Origin of the sequence: Paraburkholderia tropica (assembly GCF_014171495.1) — a bacterium.
In the GTDB taxonomy this organism is placed as follows: domain Bacteria; phylum Pseudomonadota; class Gammaproteobacteria; order Burkholderiales; family Burkholderiaceae; genus Paraburkholderia; species Paraburkholderia tropica.
Genome location: NZ_CP049135.1, coordinates 1,336,958 through 1,352,339, shown reverse-complemented (window position 1 = coordinate 1,352,339; position 15,382 = coordinate 1,336,958). Strand labels below are relative to the sequence as shown.

General features: G+C 67.5%; 12 protein-coding genes. 8 read left to right on the top strand and 4 right to left on the bottom strand.

The genetic code is table 11. The annotated features are described in order from the left end of the window. Nucleotides 1-271 precede the first annotated feature (271 nt). From hpnD to G5S35_RS20815, 5 genes are all read left to right on the top strand, one after another. Nucleotides 272-1,123 (top strand): presqualene diphosphate synthase HpnD, encoded by an 852-nt coding sequence (hpnD, locus tag G5S35_RS20835; protein ID WP_074981163.1) that lies wholly within the window; start codon nt 272-274, stop codon nt 1,121-1,123. Beyond that, nucleotides 1,123-2,379, top strand: coding sequence for a hydroxysqualene dehydroxylase HpnE (hpnE, locus tag G5S35_RS20830; RefSeq protein WP_074981165.1), 1,257 nt, complete (start codon nt 1,123-1,125; stop codon nt 2,377-2,379). Before hpnD ends, hpnE begins: the two co-directional genes overlap by 1 nt. A gap of 9 nt (nt 2,380-2,388) precedes the next feature. After that, nucleotides 2,389-4,431, top strand: coding sequence for a squalene--hopene cyclase (gene shc, locus G5S35_RS20825; protein WP_183038941.1), 2,043 nt, complete (start codon nt 2,389-2,391; stop codon nt 4,429-4,431). A 2-nt stretch (nt 4,432-4,433) separates the two neighbouring features. Then, nucleotides 4,434-5,159: a phosphorylase gene (locus G5S35_RS20820; RefSeq protein WP_110325856.1), complete on the top strand. Its 726-nt coding sequence runs from the start codon at nt 4,434-4,436 to the stop codon at nt 5,157-5,159. Nucleotides 5,160-5,353: 194 nt separating this feature from the next. After that, complete coding sequence (locus G5S35_RS20815) at nt 5,354-5,839, top strand: acyl-CoA thioesterase (protein WP_065061645.1); 486 nt, start codon at nt 5,354-5,356, stop codon at nt 5,837-5,839. A gap of 133 nt (nt 5,840-5,972) precedes the next feature. On the opposite strand, the gene G5S35_RS20810 is transcribed toward G5S35_RS20815, so the two are convergent. Together G5S35_RS20810 and hpnN are read right to left on the bottom strand one after the other, a co-directional pair. Then, entirely contained in the window at nt 5,973-7,073 is a 1,101-nt protein-coding gene (locus tag G5S35_RS20810; protein WP_183038940.1) for an MlaA family lipoprotein, read from the bottom strand. Then, complete coding sequence (hpnN, locus tag G5S35_RS20805; protein ID WP_183038939.1) at nt 7,070-9,700, bottom strand: hopanoid transporter HpnN; 2,631 nt, start codon at nt 9,698-9,700, stop codon at nt 7,070-7,072. The genes G5S35_RS20810 and hpnN overlap by 4 nt, the downstream gene beginning before the upstream one ends. Before the next feature lie 217 nt (nt 9,701-9,917). Here hpnN and G5S35_RS20800 point away from each other — a divergent pair, with 217 nt between their 5' ends. Beyond that, nucleotides 9,918-10,526, top strand: coding sequence for an MlaC/ttg2D family ABC transporter substrate-binding protein (locus tag G5S35_RS20800; RefSeq protein ID WP_065061642.1), 609 nt, complete (start codon nt 9,918-9,920; stop codon nt 10,524-10,526). A 114-nt stretch (nt 10,527-10,640) separates the two neighbouring features. On the opposite strand, the gene G5S35_RS20795 is transcribed toward G5S35_RS20800, so the two are convergent. Both G5S35_RS20795 and G5S35_RS20790 read right to left on the bottom strand, forming a co-directional pair. Continuing rightward, complete coding sequence (locus G5S35_RS20795) at nt 10,641-11,279, bottom strand: response regulator (protein ID WP_065061641.1); 639 nt, start codon at nt 11,277-11,279, stop codon at nt 10,641-10,643. Then, nucleotides 11,276-12,754: a cache domain-containing protein gene (locus tag G5S35_RS20790; protein ID WP_074981172.1), complete on the bottom strand. Its 1,479-nt coding sequence runs from the start codon at nt 12,752-12,754 to the stop codon at nt 11,276-11,278. Before G5S35_RS20790 ends, G5S35_RS20795 begins: the two co-directional genes overlap by 4 nt. Before the next feature lie 243 nt (nt 12,755-12,997). Here G5S35_RS20790 and G5S35_RS20785 point away from each other — a divergent pair, with 243 nt between their 5' ends. Beyond that, a complete protein-coding gene (locus tag G5S35_RS20785; RefSeq protein WP_065061639.1) occupies nt 12,998-15,085 on the top strand; it encodes a carbon starvation CstA family protein in 2,088 nt (695 codons plus the stop codon). Nucleotides 15,086-15,111: 26 nt separating this feature from the next. Further along, on the top strand, nt 15,112-15,318 hold the full coding sequence (locus G5S35_RS20780; RefSeq protein WP_027820406.1) for a YbdD/YjiX family protein: 207 nt from the start codon (nt 15,112-15,114) through the stop codon (nt 15,316-15,318). Nucleotides 15,319-15,382: the final 64 nt, after the last annotated feature.

Genomic DNA, 15,382 nt, shown 5'->3' with positions numbered 1-15,382 from the left:
AGGTCCGCGAAAAACCCGCGCGAGACGCGCGTTGGCGCTTCAGTCCGGCGCCGCGCGCCGCTGCTGACCGATTTGCCCCTGATTGCGGCGAGGTTCCCGACTGCGGCGGCCCGCAAAGGTTGATATACTTTGGCCCGTTTCCGGCCTTGGACCCTGAATGGCGTTCGAGAGAGCCGGTGCCTCGCGCGTGTCCGCGCGCGCGGGCGACCCGCTCCATGCGGGCCCGAATATCTGAAACGCCCCGTCGAGGGCGACCCCAGCGGAGATCGTCTTGGCTGTTTCCAACCTCGTCGTGGACGATACACATCAAACCGACGCCGCCGCCGCATCGTCGGGCAGCTCGTTTTATCTGGCGATGCGCATCCTGCCTGCCGCGCAGCGCGACGCCATGTATCAGGTCTACGCCTTTTGCCGCGCTGTCGACGACATCGCGGACAGCGACCTGCCGCGCGCCGAGCGTGCGGCGGGGCTCGACCAATGGCGCGCCGACATCGATGCGTGCTACGCCGGCACGCCGCGCGCCTCGCTGGCCGCGCTCACGCGCCATATCCACACGTTCGGGCTGCAGCGCGAGGACTTCCACGCGATGATCGACGGCATGGCCATGGACGCCGCCGAGGACATCTGCGCCCCCGACGACGACACGCTCGACCTCTATTGCGACCGCGTCGCGAGCGCGGCGGGCCGCCTGTCGGTGAGAATTTTCGGGATGGAAGAGGAGCCGGGCCGGCTGCTCTCGCATCACCTCGGCCGTGCGCTCCAGTTGACCAACATCCTGCGCGACATCGACGAGGACGCGGACATCAACCGCTGCTATCTGCCGCGCGAACTGCTCGCGCGCGAAGGCATCGCGGCCACGGGTCCGCACCAGATCGCCGCCGATCCCCGCTTGCCGCGCGTCTGCGCGACGCTGGTGGAGCGCGCGTTCGGCCATTTCGCCGCCGCCGACGCGATCATGGACCGCACGCCGCGCGTCCAGGTCAAGGCGCCGCGCATCATGTCGGGCGTCTACCGCGTGCTGCTCGAACGCACCATCGAGCGCGGCTTCGACCTGCCGCGCACCAAGGTGGCCAAACCGCGCGCGCGGCTCATGTGGATCGTGGCGCGCTACGCGCTGTTCTGATGCCGCGGCTCGTCCACGTGATCGGCGCGGGGCTGGCGGGCCTCGCGACGGCCGTGCGGCTGCAGCGCCGGGGCGTGCAGGTCGCCCTGCACGAAGCGGGCGCGCAGGCAGGTGGACGATGCCGTTCGTACTATGACCGCACGCTGGCGGCCACGCTCGACAGCGGCAACCATCTGGTGCTGGCCGCTCACGCGCACACGCTCGACTACGTGCGCGCGATCGGCGCCGCCGACGAACTGACGGGACCGGCCGAACCCGGATTCGCGTTCATGGACCTCGCGGCGCGCTCGCGTTGGAGCGTGCGCTTTTCGCGCTCGCGGGTGCCGTTCTGGATCGGCGACGCCCAGGCGCGCGTGCCGGGCACCCGGGTCTCGGACTATCTCGTGCTGCTGCCGCTGCTGTTCGCGAGACCTGGCCGCACGGTCGAGCAGACCATGCGCTGCGATGGCGTGTTGTGGGACCGCCTGGTGCGCCCGCTGCTGCTCGCGGGGCTCAACGTCGAGCCGCGCGAAGCGAGCGCCGAACTCGCTTCGGCGATGCTGCGCGAGGCGCTGGCGGCGGGCGGCGAATCGCTGCGTCCGCTGGTGGCGCGCCACGGCCTGTCGAGCGCTTTCGTCGATCCGGCGTTGCGCATGCTCCAGCATGGCGGCGCGGCGATCCGGCTCGAATCGCCCTTGAGAGCGATCGCTTACGACGACGCGGCGCGCCGCGTCGTCGCGCTCGATTTCGACAGCGGCCGCGTGCTGCTGGGCACGGACGAAGCCGTGGTGCTGGCGGTGCCGCCCGACGCGGCCGCCGCGCTGGTGCCCGCGTTGCAGACGCCGCAGCGTTTCACGTCGATTATCGACGTGCATTTCGCCGCCGACGCACCGCCCGGCCTCGCCACGCCGATGGCGCTCGTGAACGGCACGGCCGACTGGCTGTTCGCCGGCGCGGGCCGGATTTCGGCGACGATCCACGACGCGGGCTCGCTGGCCCTGCTCGCGCCCGACGTGATCGCGCAGCGCGTCTGGACCGATGTCGCGAACGCGGCGTCGCTGCCCGTGACGCCGCTGCCCGCGTGGCAGATCGCCGGCGACGCGCGCGCGACCTTCGCCGCCGTGCCCGACGAGGAACTGCGCCGCCCGGCGGCGCGCACGCGCTGGACCAATTTGATGCTCGCGGGCGACTGGACGGCTACCGGCCTCCCCGCAACGATCGAAGGAGCGATCCGCTCCGGCCGCAAGGCCGCGGACGGGCTCCTGTCTGAACCTTAGGAAGTGCCGATGAACGACTTATCCCAAGCCATGCCGACCGACGAGACGGCGCGCGTCCTGAGCGCCGCCGCGCTGGCGCCCACGCTCGCGCCCGCGCTCGACGACGGCGCCGCCGCGCTGCCGGCCGGAACCCTCGACGCCGCCGTTGCGCGCGCGACCGATGCGATCCTCGCCGATCAGCGCGCCGACGGCCACTGGGTCTACGAACTCGAAGCCGACGCCACGATTCCCGCCGAATACGTGCTGCTCGTCCACTACCTGGGCGAGGAAGCGAACCTCGAGCTCGAACAGAAGATCGCGCGCTACCTGCGCCGCATCCAGCTGCCGGGCGGCGGCTGGCCGCTGTTCACCGACGGCGACATGGACGTGAGCGCGACCATCAAGGCGTATTTCGCACTCAAGATGATCGGCGACGCCGAAGACGCCGAGCACATGGTGCGCGCGCGCGACGCGATTCTCGCGGCCGGCGGCGCGGAAAAAGCCAACGTGTTCACGCGCATCCTGCTCGCGCTGTTCGGCGTGGTCACGTGGTACGCCGTGCCGATGATGCCGGTGGAAATCACGCTGTTGCCGAAGTGGTTCCCGTTCCATCTCTCGAAGGTCTCGTACTGGGCGCGCACGGTGATCGTGCCGCTGCTCGTGCTCGGCGCGAAGCGTCCGGTCGCGAAGAATCCGCGCGGCGTGCGCATCGACGAACTGTTCCTGAGCGCGCCCGTCACCACCGGTCTGAACGAGCGCGCGCCGCATCAGAGCAAGGGCTGGTTCGGCTTCTTCCGCGCCGTGGACGGCGTGCTGCGCGTGACCGATCCGCTGTTCCCGACGTATCTGCGCCAGCGCGCGATCGACGCGGCGGTGGCCTTCGTCGACGAACGCCTGAACGGCGAAGACGGCCTCGGCGCGATCTTCCCGGCGATGGCCAACGCCGTCATGATGTACGACGTGCTTGGCTATCCGGCCGATCATCCGCATCGCGCGATTGCCCGCCAGTCGGTCGAAAAGCTTGTCACGGTGCATACCGACGAAGCCTACGTGCAGCCGTGTCTGTCGCCCGTGTGGGACACCTCGCTGGCAGCGCACGCGCTGCTCGAAACCGGCGACGCGCGTGCCGAAGAAGGCGCACGGCGCGGCCTTGAATGGCTGCGTCCGCTGCAGATTCTCGACGTGCGCGGCGACTGGATCTCGCGTCGTCCCGACGTGCGTCCGGGCGGCTGGGCGTTCCAGTACGCGAATCCGCACTACCCCGACGTCGACGACACGGCTGTGGTCGTGGCCGCGATGGATCGCGTCGACAAGCTCGACAAGACCCAGTCCTACGCCGAGGTGATGTCGCGCGCGCGCGAGTGGGTGGTCGGCATGCAGAGCAGCAACGGCGGCTGGGGCGCGTTCGAGCCGGAAAACACGCACGAATATCTGAACAACATCCCGTTCTCGGACCACGGCGCGCTGCTCGATCCGCCGACCGCCGACGTCTCGGGCCGCTGTCTGTCGATGCTCGCGCAGATGGGCGAAATGCCGGTGGCGAGCGAGCCGGCGCGCCGCGCGTACAACTACATCCTCGACGAGCAGGAAGCGGATGGCAGCTGGTACGGCCGCTGGGGCATGAACTACATCTACGGCACGTGGACGGCGCTGTGCGCGCTGAACGCGGCCGGTCTCGAACACGCCGATCCGCGCATGAAACGCGCGGCTCAGTGGCTGATCTCGATCCAGAACGAGGACGGCGGCTGGGGCGAGGACGGCACCAGCTACAAGCTCGAATACCGCGGCTACGAGCGCGCGACGAGCACGGCGTCGCAGACGGCCTGGGCGCTGCTCGGCCTGATGGCGGCGGGCGAAGTGAATCATCCGTCGGTCGCGCGCGGCATCGCGTGGCTGCGGCAGACGCAGCAGGACCACGGCCTCTGGGACGAAACGCGCTTCACCGCGACCGGCTTCCCGCGCGTGTTCTATCTGCGCTACCACGGCTATCGCAAGTTCTTCCCGCTGTGGGCGCTCGCGCGCTACCGCAACCTCAAACGCGACGGCGCGACGCGCGTCACGGTCGGTCTGTGACGATGGCGGCGGCATTGAATCCGCGTGCGGGCGGCGCGCTGCCCGTGATCGCCGTGACCGGCATGGCGTTCGAGGCGAGCATCGCCGCGGGCAAGGGCGGCGACGGCATCGAGGCCGTCTACGCGGCGCGCGCCGATCTGCTGCAACGCGCGCTCGACGCCGCGCTGGAACGCGGCGCGGCGGGCGTGATCAGCTTCGGCACGGCGGGCGGTCTCGGCCCGGATCTCGAACCGGGGACGATCGTGATCGCCGAAGCCGTCGACGGTCCGTTTGGCCGCATCGCGTGCGACGCGGCCTGGAGCGCGCGCATGGCGGCGGCGCTGATGGCCTCGCCGCTGGCCGCGCAGACGCGCCGGGGCATTGAAGCCGCGGTGGCCGCGCCGCTCACGGGCGCGGCGGACAAGGCGGCGCTGCATCAGTCGAACGGCGCGCTGGCCGTCGATATGGAATCGCATCTCGCGGCGGCGGCCGCGGCCGCGCGCGGCCTGCCGTTCGCGGTGTGCCGCGCGGTGGTCGATCCGGCATGGCGCAGCTTGCCCAAGGCCGCGATGGCCGGACTGCGCGACGACGGCTCCACGGCCGTTCTGCCGATCCTGCGCGAACTCGCGCGCGATCCGCTACAACTGGGTGGCCTGCTGCGCGTGGCCGCCGACGCCGGTGCGGCGCGCAAGGCGCTCACGGCGGCGCGGCGCGTGCTCACGGCATCGGGCGCTTTTTTTCCGCGCTGATTCCACGCCGACTCCCCACCGATTCCCTTCCGGTCTCCCCCGCTTCCCTTTATTCACGATTTCGCGCCGCACTGTTGCCGGCGCGGAATATTGAAATGCCTAGGGAAAACCCCTATCTCTGATACCATCTGAGCGTTAACCCTAGGTCCGCTGGTTTCGATCTGGGGACGGATCACGCATAGGGAGTTACCAATATGAATTTCCATACTCGCAAGTGGGTCAAGCCGGAAGATCTGAACCCCAACGGCACGCTGTTCGGCGGCAGCCTGCTGCGCTGGATCGACGAAGAAGCCGCGATTTACGCGATTTGCCAGCTCGATAACCAGCGCGTCGTGACGAAGTTCATCTCGGAGGTGAATTTCGTGAGTTCGGCGCGTCAGGGCGACATCATCGAACTGGGCATGACGGCCACCGATTTCGGCCGCACGTCGATCACGCTGCGCTGCGAAGTGCGCAACAAGGTCACGCGCAAGAGCATCCTGACGATCGAGCGGATGGTGTTCGTGAACATGGACGCCGAAGGCAAGCCCGCGCCGCACGGCCGCGACCGGATCCGTTACGCCGAAGAGGCCTATGAGCGCTATCGCCAGACGGTGCACACGGCGGTGGACGCCACGGCGGCCGCGGCGGCGAAGGAAGCCGAGCGCGAAGCGCTGAACGAAGACGAAGCGGTGCACTGAGCGCGTCAGCGCAGTCGCGAGGCAAAGAAAAACCCGGCGGGGCGAAAGCTCCGGCCGGGTTTTTTGCGTCTCGCGCCGCCCGAGTTTCGAGCGGCACGAATCATCGCGAATTGATCGCGGAATCAGCGCATCTTCAAGGCGCCGAAGCCGCTTTCGCGGGCGCCGCCGTGGCCGAAGCCGCAGCCGGTGCCGAAGCCGCCACAGGCGCCGGGGCACCCGAAGCCGCCTGCGCCGCCGCCGCAGCAGCCACCCCCGCCGTCCCGGCTGCCGCAGCCGCACCGGCGCCCGCGCCGGCCGCTGCCGCGCCGTTCGCGCTGCCCTCGCCCGGATCTTCGTAGTTCGGCAAACCGTTGTCCGACGCGCCGCCCTTGGCCGGAGCCGCCGGAGCCGCCGCACCACCCGCACCACCCGCACCACCCGCACCACCCGCACCACCCGACTCGCCCGGATCGTCGTAATTCGGCAGCCCGTTCCCCGACTTGCCCGCGCCGCCGTTGTCATCCGAGGCGCCAGGATCGCCGTAATCCGGCAGCGGCGCATTGTTGCTCTGCGAGCCGCGAATCAGCGACTGACGCTGCTGGCGGTACGCGTCGCGCACGAACGAATACTTGTCGAGCGCCGCCTGTTGTAGCAGGTCGGTGGCGCCCAGCAGATCGGCGCGCGCGCTCACGAATTGCGCGATGTACATCGGATTGCGCACCGCGGGTTCGATGTAGTTGAGGATGTTGAACTTCACATCCACGCCCATGCCGATGCCGTCGCGCACAGAGCTCGGCCCGAACACCGGCAGCACCAGATACGGACCGGCCGGCACGCCGTAATGGCCCATCGTCAGACCAAAGTCCTGATGGTGCTTCGGCAGGCCCGCGGGCGTGGCGAAATCGATCAGGCCGCCCAGACCGAAGGTCGAGTTCATCGCGAGACGCATGAGGTCTTCGGTGGCGTCGGTGATCTTCAGTTGCAGCAGGTCGTTGGCGAAATTGCTGACGTCGCCGAGGTTGGAAAAGAAGTTCGTGATCGCCTGCCGGATCGGCTGCGGCGTGACTTTCTGATACCCCTTCGCAATCGGTTGGGCAATGTGCGTATCGAGCGCGTCGTTGAACGTAAAGATCGCGCGATTGGCCGGTTCGAACGGATCACCCGGCTTGCGGTCGGGACCTGTGGCGCAGCCCGACGTCACGAGGAGCGTCAGGCTCGCCGCCGCCATGGTGAGCGCGGCTTGTTTTTTCTTCATTGATCGATCCCCTGCGTATGCGATCGTGCGCGCTTCGCGCGCGGCTTGCCCATCAGCACCGGCTGGAACACCACGGCGCCGATCAGCGTACAGAACAAGGACAACGCGAGCAGTTTGCCCATGCTCGAGGTGCCCGGATGATGCGAAAGCCACAGGCTGCCGAACGCCGTGGCCGTGGTTGCGGCCGAGAACAGCACCGCGTGCGTGAGGCTCGAATGCAGCAGGCCGGTTTGACCCGCGCGCCAGGCCATCACAAAGTAGATTTTGAACGCGACGCCGACGCCAAGCATCAGGGGAAGCGCGATGATATTGGCGAAATTGAGTTGGATACCGAGCACAACGCACAACTCAAGCGTCACGAGCGCCGATACCAGCAGCGGAATCAGCGTGCGCAGCACGTCGCCGAAGTGGCGCAGCGTGATCCACAGCAGCGCGGTGATGAGCAGCACCGACCACGCCGCCGCCTGCAGGAACGCGAGAATGATCACGTTCGCCGAGTGCAGGATCGAGATCGGGCCGCCGATGGCGTTCGGCTCCGCCGCCTTCACGGCGTGCGAGAAGCGCGCGAGCATGGCGTCGTCGTTCGGATCGACGCCCGCGGGCACGCGCGGCGCGATATCGACGATCGCCTCGCCCGTGACCGGCGACACCCAGTCCTGCACCATCGCCTTCGGCAGATTTTCGCGCGTGATTTCCGACGGCTGCAGCAGGCGTTCGAGCTGCGCGAACGCGAGCTTGAGCGGCTGGCTGAAGGCCTTTTCGGCGCGGTCGCGCGTGGCGGCGTCGGCGTTGGCGAGCTTCGTCAGGCCGTCCGAGAGATGCTTGGCTTCGGCGGCGCCCGGGCCCGGGTGATCGCCCGCCGCGAGCGCGAGCTGGTTGGCGGCGCGCTTGAGCGTGTCGACGCGCACCGCGTCCGTCACCGGCGACGACGGCTGCTGCGTCAGCGCGGGCATGAGCTGTTGCGCGGCGCTCGAAATCAGCATCATCTTCTGTTGCTGGTCGTCGGGGATCAGCGAGCTCAGCGTGGTCGCGCGGCCCACTTCCGGCAGCTTCGAGAGCTTCGCGGCGATGTTGTCCGCGTCGGCGAGCGAGGGCGCGAGCACGCTCACGTCGTTGATCGAAATGACCGGCGAATTCTTCAGCGCAATCAGCGTGGCCATCGACTCCGTGTGCGGATCTTTCAGATGCAGCGGATTGAAGTCGAAACGCAGATGGAACAGCAGCGGCGACGCGCCCAGCACGACGATCAGCGTGCCGATCAGCACGGGCTTGCGATGCTCGGCAAGCCAGGTGTCGACCGGCGCGAGGAACGCGAAGCCCGGCGAGGCGCGCTCGCCCTTGGGCTTGAACACGCTGATGAGCGCGGGCAGCAGCGTCATGTTCGCGAAGTACGCGACGAACATGCCGACGCCCGCGATCTGGCCAAGTTCGGAGAGGCCTTTGTAGGCGGTCGGCAGGAACGAAAAGAAACTTTCGGCGACGGCGATGGCGGCCAGCGTGAGCGGCACGCCGATCAGACGCGCGGTCTTGAGCAGCGCGGCGTCGAGCCGGTCGTCCTGGAAGCGTTCCTCTCGATACTTCACGCCGAACTGCACGCCGAAGTCGACGCCCAGCCCCACGAACAGCACCATGAACGCGACCGACAGCATGTTGAGCGAGCCGATCATCAGGAGTCCGAGCGCCGCCGTGACGACGAGCCCGACCACCAGCGTGACGAGCACCGCGCCGATCAGACGGCCCGAGCGCAGCGCGAGCCACAGGATCACGAGCACGACGATTGCCGTGATCGCGCCGTTGAGCGCGGCGCCGTCCTGCACCGAGGCGAATTCGTCGTCGGCGAGCGGCTGTTCGCCGGTCAGACGCACGCGCGCGCCGTATTCGGTGTCCAGATGCAGCGAGGCGGCCGTGTCGCGGATCGCCTGCGAGGCGCTCGCGCCCGCCTTGAGCGCGGCGAAATTCAGCACCGGCTGCACCGTCACGAACGAAAACGCGGGCTTCGCGGCGGCGTCCTTGTCGACGAGCGCGCGCCACGAGAACGCGGCGGGCTTGCCCGCCAGCACCTGGTCGACGGTGTCGGCGGCGCTGCCGAGCAGGCCCGCCATCTGCGGCAGTTTCACCTGACCGATCGTGAGCGGCAGTTGCAGCGTGGTGATCAGCGTGCCCGCGAGGCCCGCGAGGCTCGGGTCCTTCGCCAGCTGGTTGATCAGCGGACGCGCCTGGACGAGCTGGCCCGTGGTGGACAGCACCGTGGGCGTGGACGGGAACAGCAGCCCGTTGTGCTCGAAGAACGGGCCGCCCGCGGGCTGCGAGACCGCGCTGAATTCGCGCGAGTCCTGCTTGAGCGCGTCGGCGAGCTTGTCGGCGGCGGCGTCGGCGAGTTCGGGCGCGGGCGCTTCCACCACCACGAGCAGCGAGCTGCTGCGTTGCGGGAAGGCCTTGTCCTTGGCGTCGCTGAGCGCGGCCCACTCGGCGGTGTTCTCGACGAGGCCGCTGACGTCCGTGTTGATCTTGAAATGCTTCGCGACGTACGTGCCGCTCAGCACGGCCAGTACGATCGCAAGTGCGATGACCCACGCCGCGCGGCGAACCGACCAGGCGACGAGGTGAATGATGAATGGCTTCAGCATAAAGGCGAGGGGAGCCTCGGCGATTAATATTCTTGAACGAAGCGCTCAAGTATACCGGCCTCGCCCAACTCGGCGCGCCTCGCGCACACGAGCGCGAACGTCAAAGCCGTTATACTGGTCCGGCCGGGGCGGGATCGAGCCCCAGACGTGCCATCGAGCAGGCCGGTGTAGTGGTCCGCTTCGTCGGCGCCTGATATTTACTGTTCCAAAAACGCGTATGAAACGTTATCTGACCGCATTACTCACCGCTGCCTTCCTGTCGGGCGTGTCGGGCGCCGCCTTCGCGCAGTCCTCCCCGGACGCCGTCGTCAAAGCGGCCGTGGAAGGCACCGTGAAGGCCATGCAGGCCGATCCGCAAGCGCGCGGCGGCGACATGAAACAGATCACGCAAGTGGTCGAGACCCATTTCGTGCCGGCCACCGACTTCCAGCGCACCACGCGTATCGCGATCGGCAAGGCCTGGACCACGGCCACGCCCGAACAACAGCAGAAGCTCTATGAGCAATTTCAACTCCTGCTCGTGAAGACCTACGCCTCGTCGCTCGCGCAGCTGCGCGACACCCAGGTGAACTTCAAGTTCGTGCCGTCGAACACGGCCGGGAGCGCGAAAGACACCGTCGTGCAATCGCACGTGCTCAGCAACGGCGGCGACGACGCCATCGACTATCGCCTCGAACGCACGGCCGGCGGCTGGAAGATCTACGACATCAACATGATGGGTGCGTGGCTCATCCAGGTCTATCAGACGCAATTCGCCGACCAGATCGCCAAAGGCGGCATCGACGGGCTCATCAAGTTCTTGATCGATCACAACGCGCGCAGCTAAGTCCGCGCGAGCGAGGCCCACGCTTCGCAGCTTCGCATAAAAGAACGGCGCGTTCTCGCAAGAGGCGCGCCGTTCTGCTTTTGTGCGCCGCGATCCGGTGGCGCCGCGCGTCCCCTACTTCCTGCGATTCTCCACCGCGAACTTGATCAGTTCCGCCTGCCCTTCGATATCGAGCTTGCGTTTCAGATTGAGCCGGTGCGTCTCGACCGTGCGCACCGACAACCCTTCGCGCTGCGCGATCTGCTTGCTGGAGAGGCCTTCGGCGAGCGCGTCGAGGATGTCGCGTTCGCGCGGCGTGAGGCGCTCGATGGGCGTTTCCTTCAGCGACGCCTGGATCATGCGCGCGCCCAGCCCCGCGCTGAAATACGTCTGTCCCGCGAGCACGGCCTCGATCGCGCGCACGATTTCCGTGGCCGGCGAATCCTTGAGCACGTAGCCGCTCGCGCCCGCGCGCACGGCTTCCGTCACATATTCGACGTTGTCGTGCATCGACAGCATCAGCACGCGGATCGCCGGAAAGCGTTCGTGAAAGATGCCCGCGAGCGCGATGCCGTTCATGCCGGCCATGCCCACGTCCATCAGGGCGAGATCGGGTTCGAGCGTGGCGGCGAGGTCGATCGCTTCGTCGGCGTTGCCCGCCTCGCCCGCGACTTCGAGGCCCGGCACGGCTTCGAGACGCGCGCGCAGGCCGTCGCGCACGAGCGGGTGATCGTCGACGAGCACGAGGCGCGCCGGTTTGCTGGGGTCGTTCATGTGTGTCTGACTTCGTTCGTTGTGTCGGCGACGTGGGCCGCGTGGATCGGCACCCACGCGCTGACGACCGTGTGGCCGGGCTTCGAGCTGACCGTGAGGGTGCCGCCCAGCGGCTCCAGACGCTCGCGCATATTGCGCAGACCCATGCCCGCGCGCGGATCGGCCAGCGCGTGCGCGACGTCGAAACCGCGGCCATTGTCGGCGATCGAGAGCGATACCGCTTGCGGCGTGACCGCCAGCGTGAGCGCCGCGCGCCGCGCCTGCGCGTGCTTGACGATGTTGGTGAGCGCTTCCTGGGCGATGCGGAACAGCACGGTGTTGACGGCGTCGGGCAAGGGCGCGGCGCTCGTCGGCGTGCGGGTGCGCGTGCGCGGCGGGCAATCGCCCGAGAGCGTGAAGCCGATCTCGATTTCCGTCTCCTCGGCGAGTTCGCGCGTGAGCTGTTCGAGCGCGGCGGCGAGGCCGAGATCGTCGAGCATCGCCGGACGCAGCGCGTGCGAGATGCGCCGCACTTCGCGCAGCGTGTCCGACAGGCGCGTGAGGCCGGTGGCGAGCGAAGCTTCGGCGGCGGCCACGCGCGTTTCGCCGCGCTCGAAGCGCGCGAGCGCCGATTCGAGCAGCAGTTTCGCCGACACCAGCATCTGGCTGATGCCGTCGTGCAGCTCGCGCGAGAGCCGCGCGCGCTCCTGTTCCTGCGATTCCACCACTTGCTGCGCGAGGCGCTTGAGCTTGGCGTCGGTGCTGCGGTATTCGCTCACGTTGAGCACGAGCGCGCCGAGCGCGATCACGCCCACGCCCGCGAGCGCGATCACGCCGAGCCATTGCAGCGTGCGCTCGATATTCGCGGAGGCGCGTTCGTCGATATGCGCGAGCGTGGAATCGACGTCGTCGAGATAGATGCCGGTGCCGATCATCCAGCCCCAGCGCGGCAGCGGCACGACATAGCCGAGCTTGGGCGCGAGCTTGCCCGTCGACGGTCGATGCCACATGTAGCGCACATAGCCGCCGCCATGCTGCGCGGCGGCCACGAGTTGCTGGATCGTCAGCGAGCCTTGCGGATCGCGCAGATTCCACAGGTCCTGGCCGACGAGACCGGGCTCGCGCGGATGCATGAGCGAGCGCCCGTGCAGGTCGTAGACGAAGAAATAGCCGTCGGGGCCGAAGTCCATTTTTTGCAGTACGGCGAGTGCGGCACGTTGGCGCGCGGCCTCGCTGGCGGGCGTGGCGGTGAAATCCGGGGCTGAATCCGCGGCCGAATCCGAATCCGGCGCATACAGCGGCGCGATCGCACTGGTGGCGAGCTCAACGTAATGGCGCAGTTCGATTTCCTTGCTCGACAGGTACGCGGCCTGCATGGTCGCGTGCTGGGTCTGCGCGAGCGCGGTGGCCTGCTGGCGCACGCCGATCCCGATCCCTGCGATGGCCGCGAGAAACGGCACCACGGCGAGCAGAAAAATTCGGGTCTTGAGAGTCATGGTGAGCGGCTCGATGCGCGGTTCGGCCTACGTAATTTCACGTAGTTCCCTTACGTAGTTGTCCGCTTGTGGCGCACAAGGCGAAAGCGAATACTACACGCCCATAGCGTGGCGCAACTGCGCCACCTGCCGCGCCGCCTTCGACTAGTATGAATCGAAGCCCGGCGCGTCGCGCGTCGCTCCCGATGTCGGGCGCGCGCAAAGACTACCCAACGAATCTATAAATAAGACAGGAGACACCGCATGAGTCGGACATCCAGTTTTGTCGTGTGGACGATCGTCGCGCTACTTGGCGCGTTCGCGTTCGGCACGATCGCGCTCGCGCACGGCGAGCGAATCAGCGCACTGTGGATCGTGATCTGCGCCGTGTGCGTTTATCTGATCGCGTACCGCTTCTACAGCCGCTTCATCGCGACCCAGGTGCTGCAACTCGACGGCCTGCGCATGACGCCGGCCGTGCGCCACAACGACGGGCTCGATTACGTGCCCACCAACAAATACGTGCTGTTCGGCCACCACTTCGCGGCGATCGCGGGCGCGGGTCCGCTGGTCGGCCCGGTGCTGGCCGCGCAGATGGGCTACATGCCCGGCATGCTGTGGATTCTCGCGGGCGTGGTGTTCGCGGGCGCGGTGCAGGATTTCGTGGTGCTGTTCCTCTCCACGCGCCGCGACGGCCGCTCGCTCGGCGACCTCGTGAAGATGGAACTCGGCCCGGTGCCCGGCGTGATCGCGCTGTTCGGCACCTTCCTCATCATGATCATCATTCTCGCGGTGCTCGCGCTGATCGTGGTGAAGGCGCTGACGAACTCGCCGTGGGGCACGTTCACCGTGGCCGCGACGATTCCCATCGCGATCTTCATGGGCCTGTACGTGCGTTACATCCGTCCGGGCAAGATCGGCGAGATCTCGATCATCGGCTTCATTCTGCTGATGGCGTCGATCGCGTTCGGCCAGCACGTGCACGATTCGCCGACGCTCGCCGCGTGGTTCACGTTCACGGGCACGCAGCTCACGTGGATCCTGATCGGTTACGGCTTCGTGGCGTCGGTGCTGCCGGTGTGGCTGCTGCTCGCGCCGCGCGACTATCTCTCGACGTTCCTGAAGATCGGCACGATTCTCGCGCTCGCGATCGGCATTCTGATCGTCGCGCCGGAACTGAAGATGCCCGCGTTCACGAAGTTCATCGACGGCACCGGTCCGGTGTGGTCGGGCAACCTGTTCCCGTTCCTCTTCATCACGATCGCGTGCGGTTCGGTCTCGGGCTTCCACGCGCTGATCTCGTCGGGCACCACGCCCAAGCTGCTCGATAACGAAACCAACGCGCGCTTCATCGGTTACGGCGCGATGCTGATGGAATCGTTCGTGGCGATCATGGCGCTGGTGGCCGCTTCGGTGATCGAGCCGGGCGTGTACTTCGCGATGAACGCGCCGCTCGCCGTGCTCGGCACGACGCCGGACGCGGTGGCGCAGACGGTCGGCCACTGGGGCTTCGTGCTCACGCCGGACATGCTCACGCAAACGGCGCAGGCCGTGGGCGAAACGACCATCGTCGCGCGCGCCGGCGGCGCACCGACGCTGGCGGTCGGCATGGCGCAGATCCTGCACCAGGTCGTGGGCGGCCAGGCGATGATGGCGTTCTGGTATCACTTCGCGATTCTGTTCGAGGCGCTCTTCATACTGACCGCCGTCGACGCGGGCACGCGCGCGGGCCGCTTCATGCTGCAAGACCTGCTGGGCACGTTCCATCCGGCTTTGAAGCGCACGGAATCGTTGCCCGCGAACCTGATCGCCACGGCGCTGTGCGTCGCCGCGTGGGGCTACTTCCTGTATCAAGGCGTGGTCGATCCGCTCGGCGGCATCAACACGCTGTGGCCGCTGTTCGGCATCTCGAACCAGATGCTCGCCGGCATCGCACTGATGCTCGCGACCGTCGTGCTGTTCAAGATGAAGCGCGAGAAGTTCGCATGGGTGACGGCGCTGCCGACGCTGTGGCTGCTCATTTGCACGCTCACGGCGGGTCTGCAGAAGATTTTCGACAGCAACCCGAAGGTCAGCTTCGTCGCGCACGCGCAGAAGCTGTCGGCGGCGCTCGACGCGGGCAAGATCGTCGCGCCCGCGAAGTCGGTCGAGCAGATGCAGCGCATGATCTTCAACGATTACGTCGATGCCGCGCTCTCGGGCCTGTTCATCTTCGTGGTGGTGAGCATCGTGGTGTACGGCCTGATCGCGATCGCGCGCGCGCGCCGCATCGACCGTCCGACCGTGCAGGAAACGCCGTACGAGGCGATGCCGGCGAACGGCGCGGCCGTCGCGGCGCATCGCGTGCATTGATACTGACGCACTGAACGGAGCGCATCATGTTCTCGGAACTTCGCGACAACGTGCAGACCGCGGGCCGCTATCTGGGCCAGGCGATGCGTCTGATGGTCGGTCTGCCGGACTACGACGGTTACGTCGCGCACATGCGCGCGACGCATCCCGATCGTCCGGTGATGACTTACGAGGAGTTTTTCCGCGAGCGCCAGAATGCGCGTTACGGTTCGGGCGCGGGGAAATGCTGCTGAGGCGCGGGCCATAAGCGGGCACAAGCCGCTGAAACAAGCCGCGGCCGCTGTCGATAAAAAAGCG

Coding starts and splice junctions, on each gene's coding strand:
- hpnE (WP_074981165.1), top strand. CDS start 1,123: ATGCCGCGGCTCGTCCACGTGATCGGCGCGGGGCTGGCGGGCCTCGCG.
- shc (WP_183038941.1), top strand. CDS start 2,389: ATGAACGACTTATCCCAAGCCATGCCGACCGACGAGACGGCGCGCGTC.
- G5S35_RS20820 (WP_110325856.1), top strand. CDS start 4,434: ATGGCGGCGGCATTGAATCCGCGTGCGGGCGGCGCGCTGCCCGTGATC.
- G5S35_RS20815 (WP_065061645.1), top strand. CDS start 5,354: ATGAATTTCCATACTCGCAAGTGGGTCAAGCCGGAAGATCTGAACCCC.
- G5S35_RS20810 (WP_183038940.1), bottom strand. CDS start 7,073: ATGAAGAAAAAACAAGCCGCGCTCACCATGGCGGCGGCGAGCCTGACG.
- hpnN (WP_183038939.1), bottom strand. CDS start 9,700: ATGCTGAAGCCATTCATCATTCACCTCGTCGCCTGGTCGGTTCGCCGC.
- G5S35_RS20800 (WP_065061642.1), top strand. CDS start 9,918: ATGAAACGTTATCTGACCGCATTACTCACCGCTGCCTTCCTGTCGGGC.
- G5S35_RS20795 (WP_065061641.1), bottom strand. CDS start 11,279: ATGAACGACCCCAGCAAACCGGCGCGCCTCGTGCTCGTCGACGATCAC.
- G5S35_RS20790 (WP_074981172.1), bottom strand. CDS start 12,754: ATGACTCTCAAGACCCGAATTTTTCTGCTCGCCGTGGTGCCGTTTCTC.
- G5S35_RS20785 (WP_065061639.1), top strand. CDS start 12,998: ATGAGTCGGACATCCAGTTTTGTCGTGTGGACGATCGTCGCGCTACTT.
- G5S35_RS20780 (WP_027820406.1), top strand. CDS start 15,112: ATGTTCTCGGAACTTCGCGACAACGTGCAGACCGCGGGCCGCTATCTG.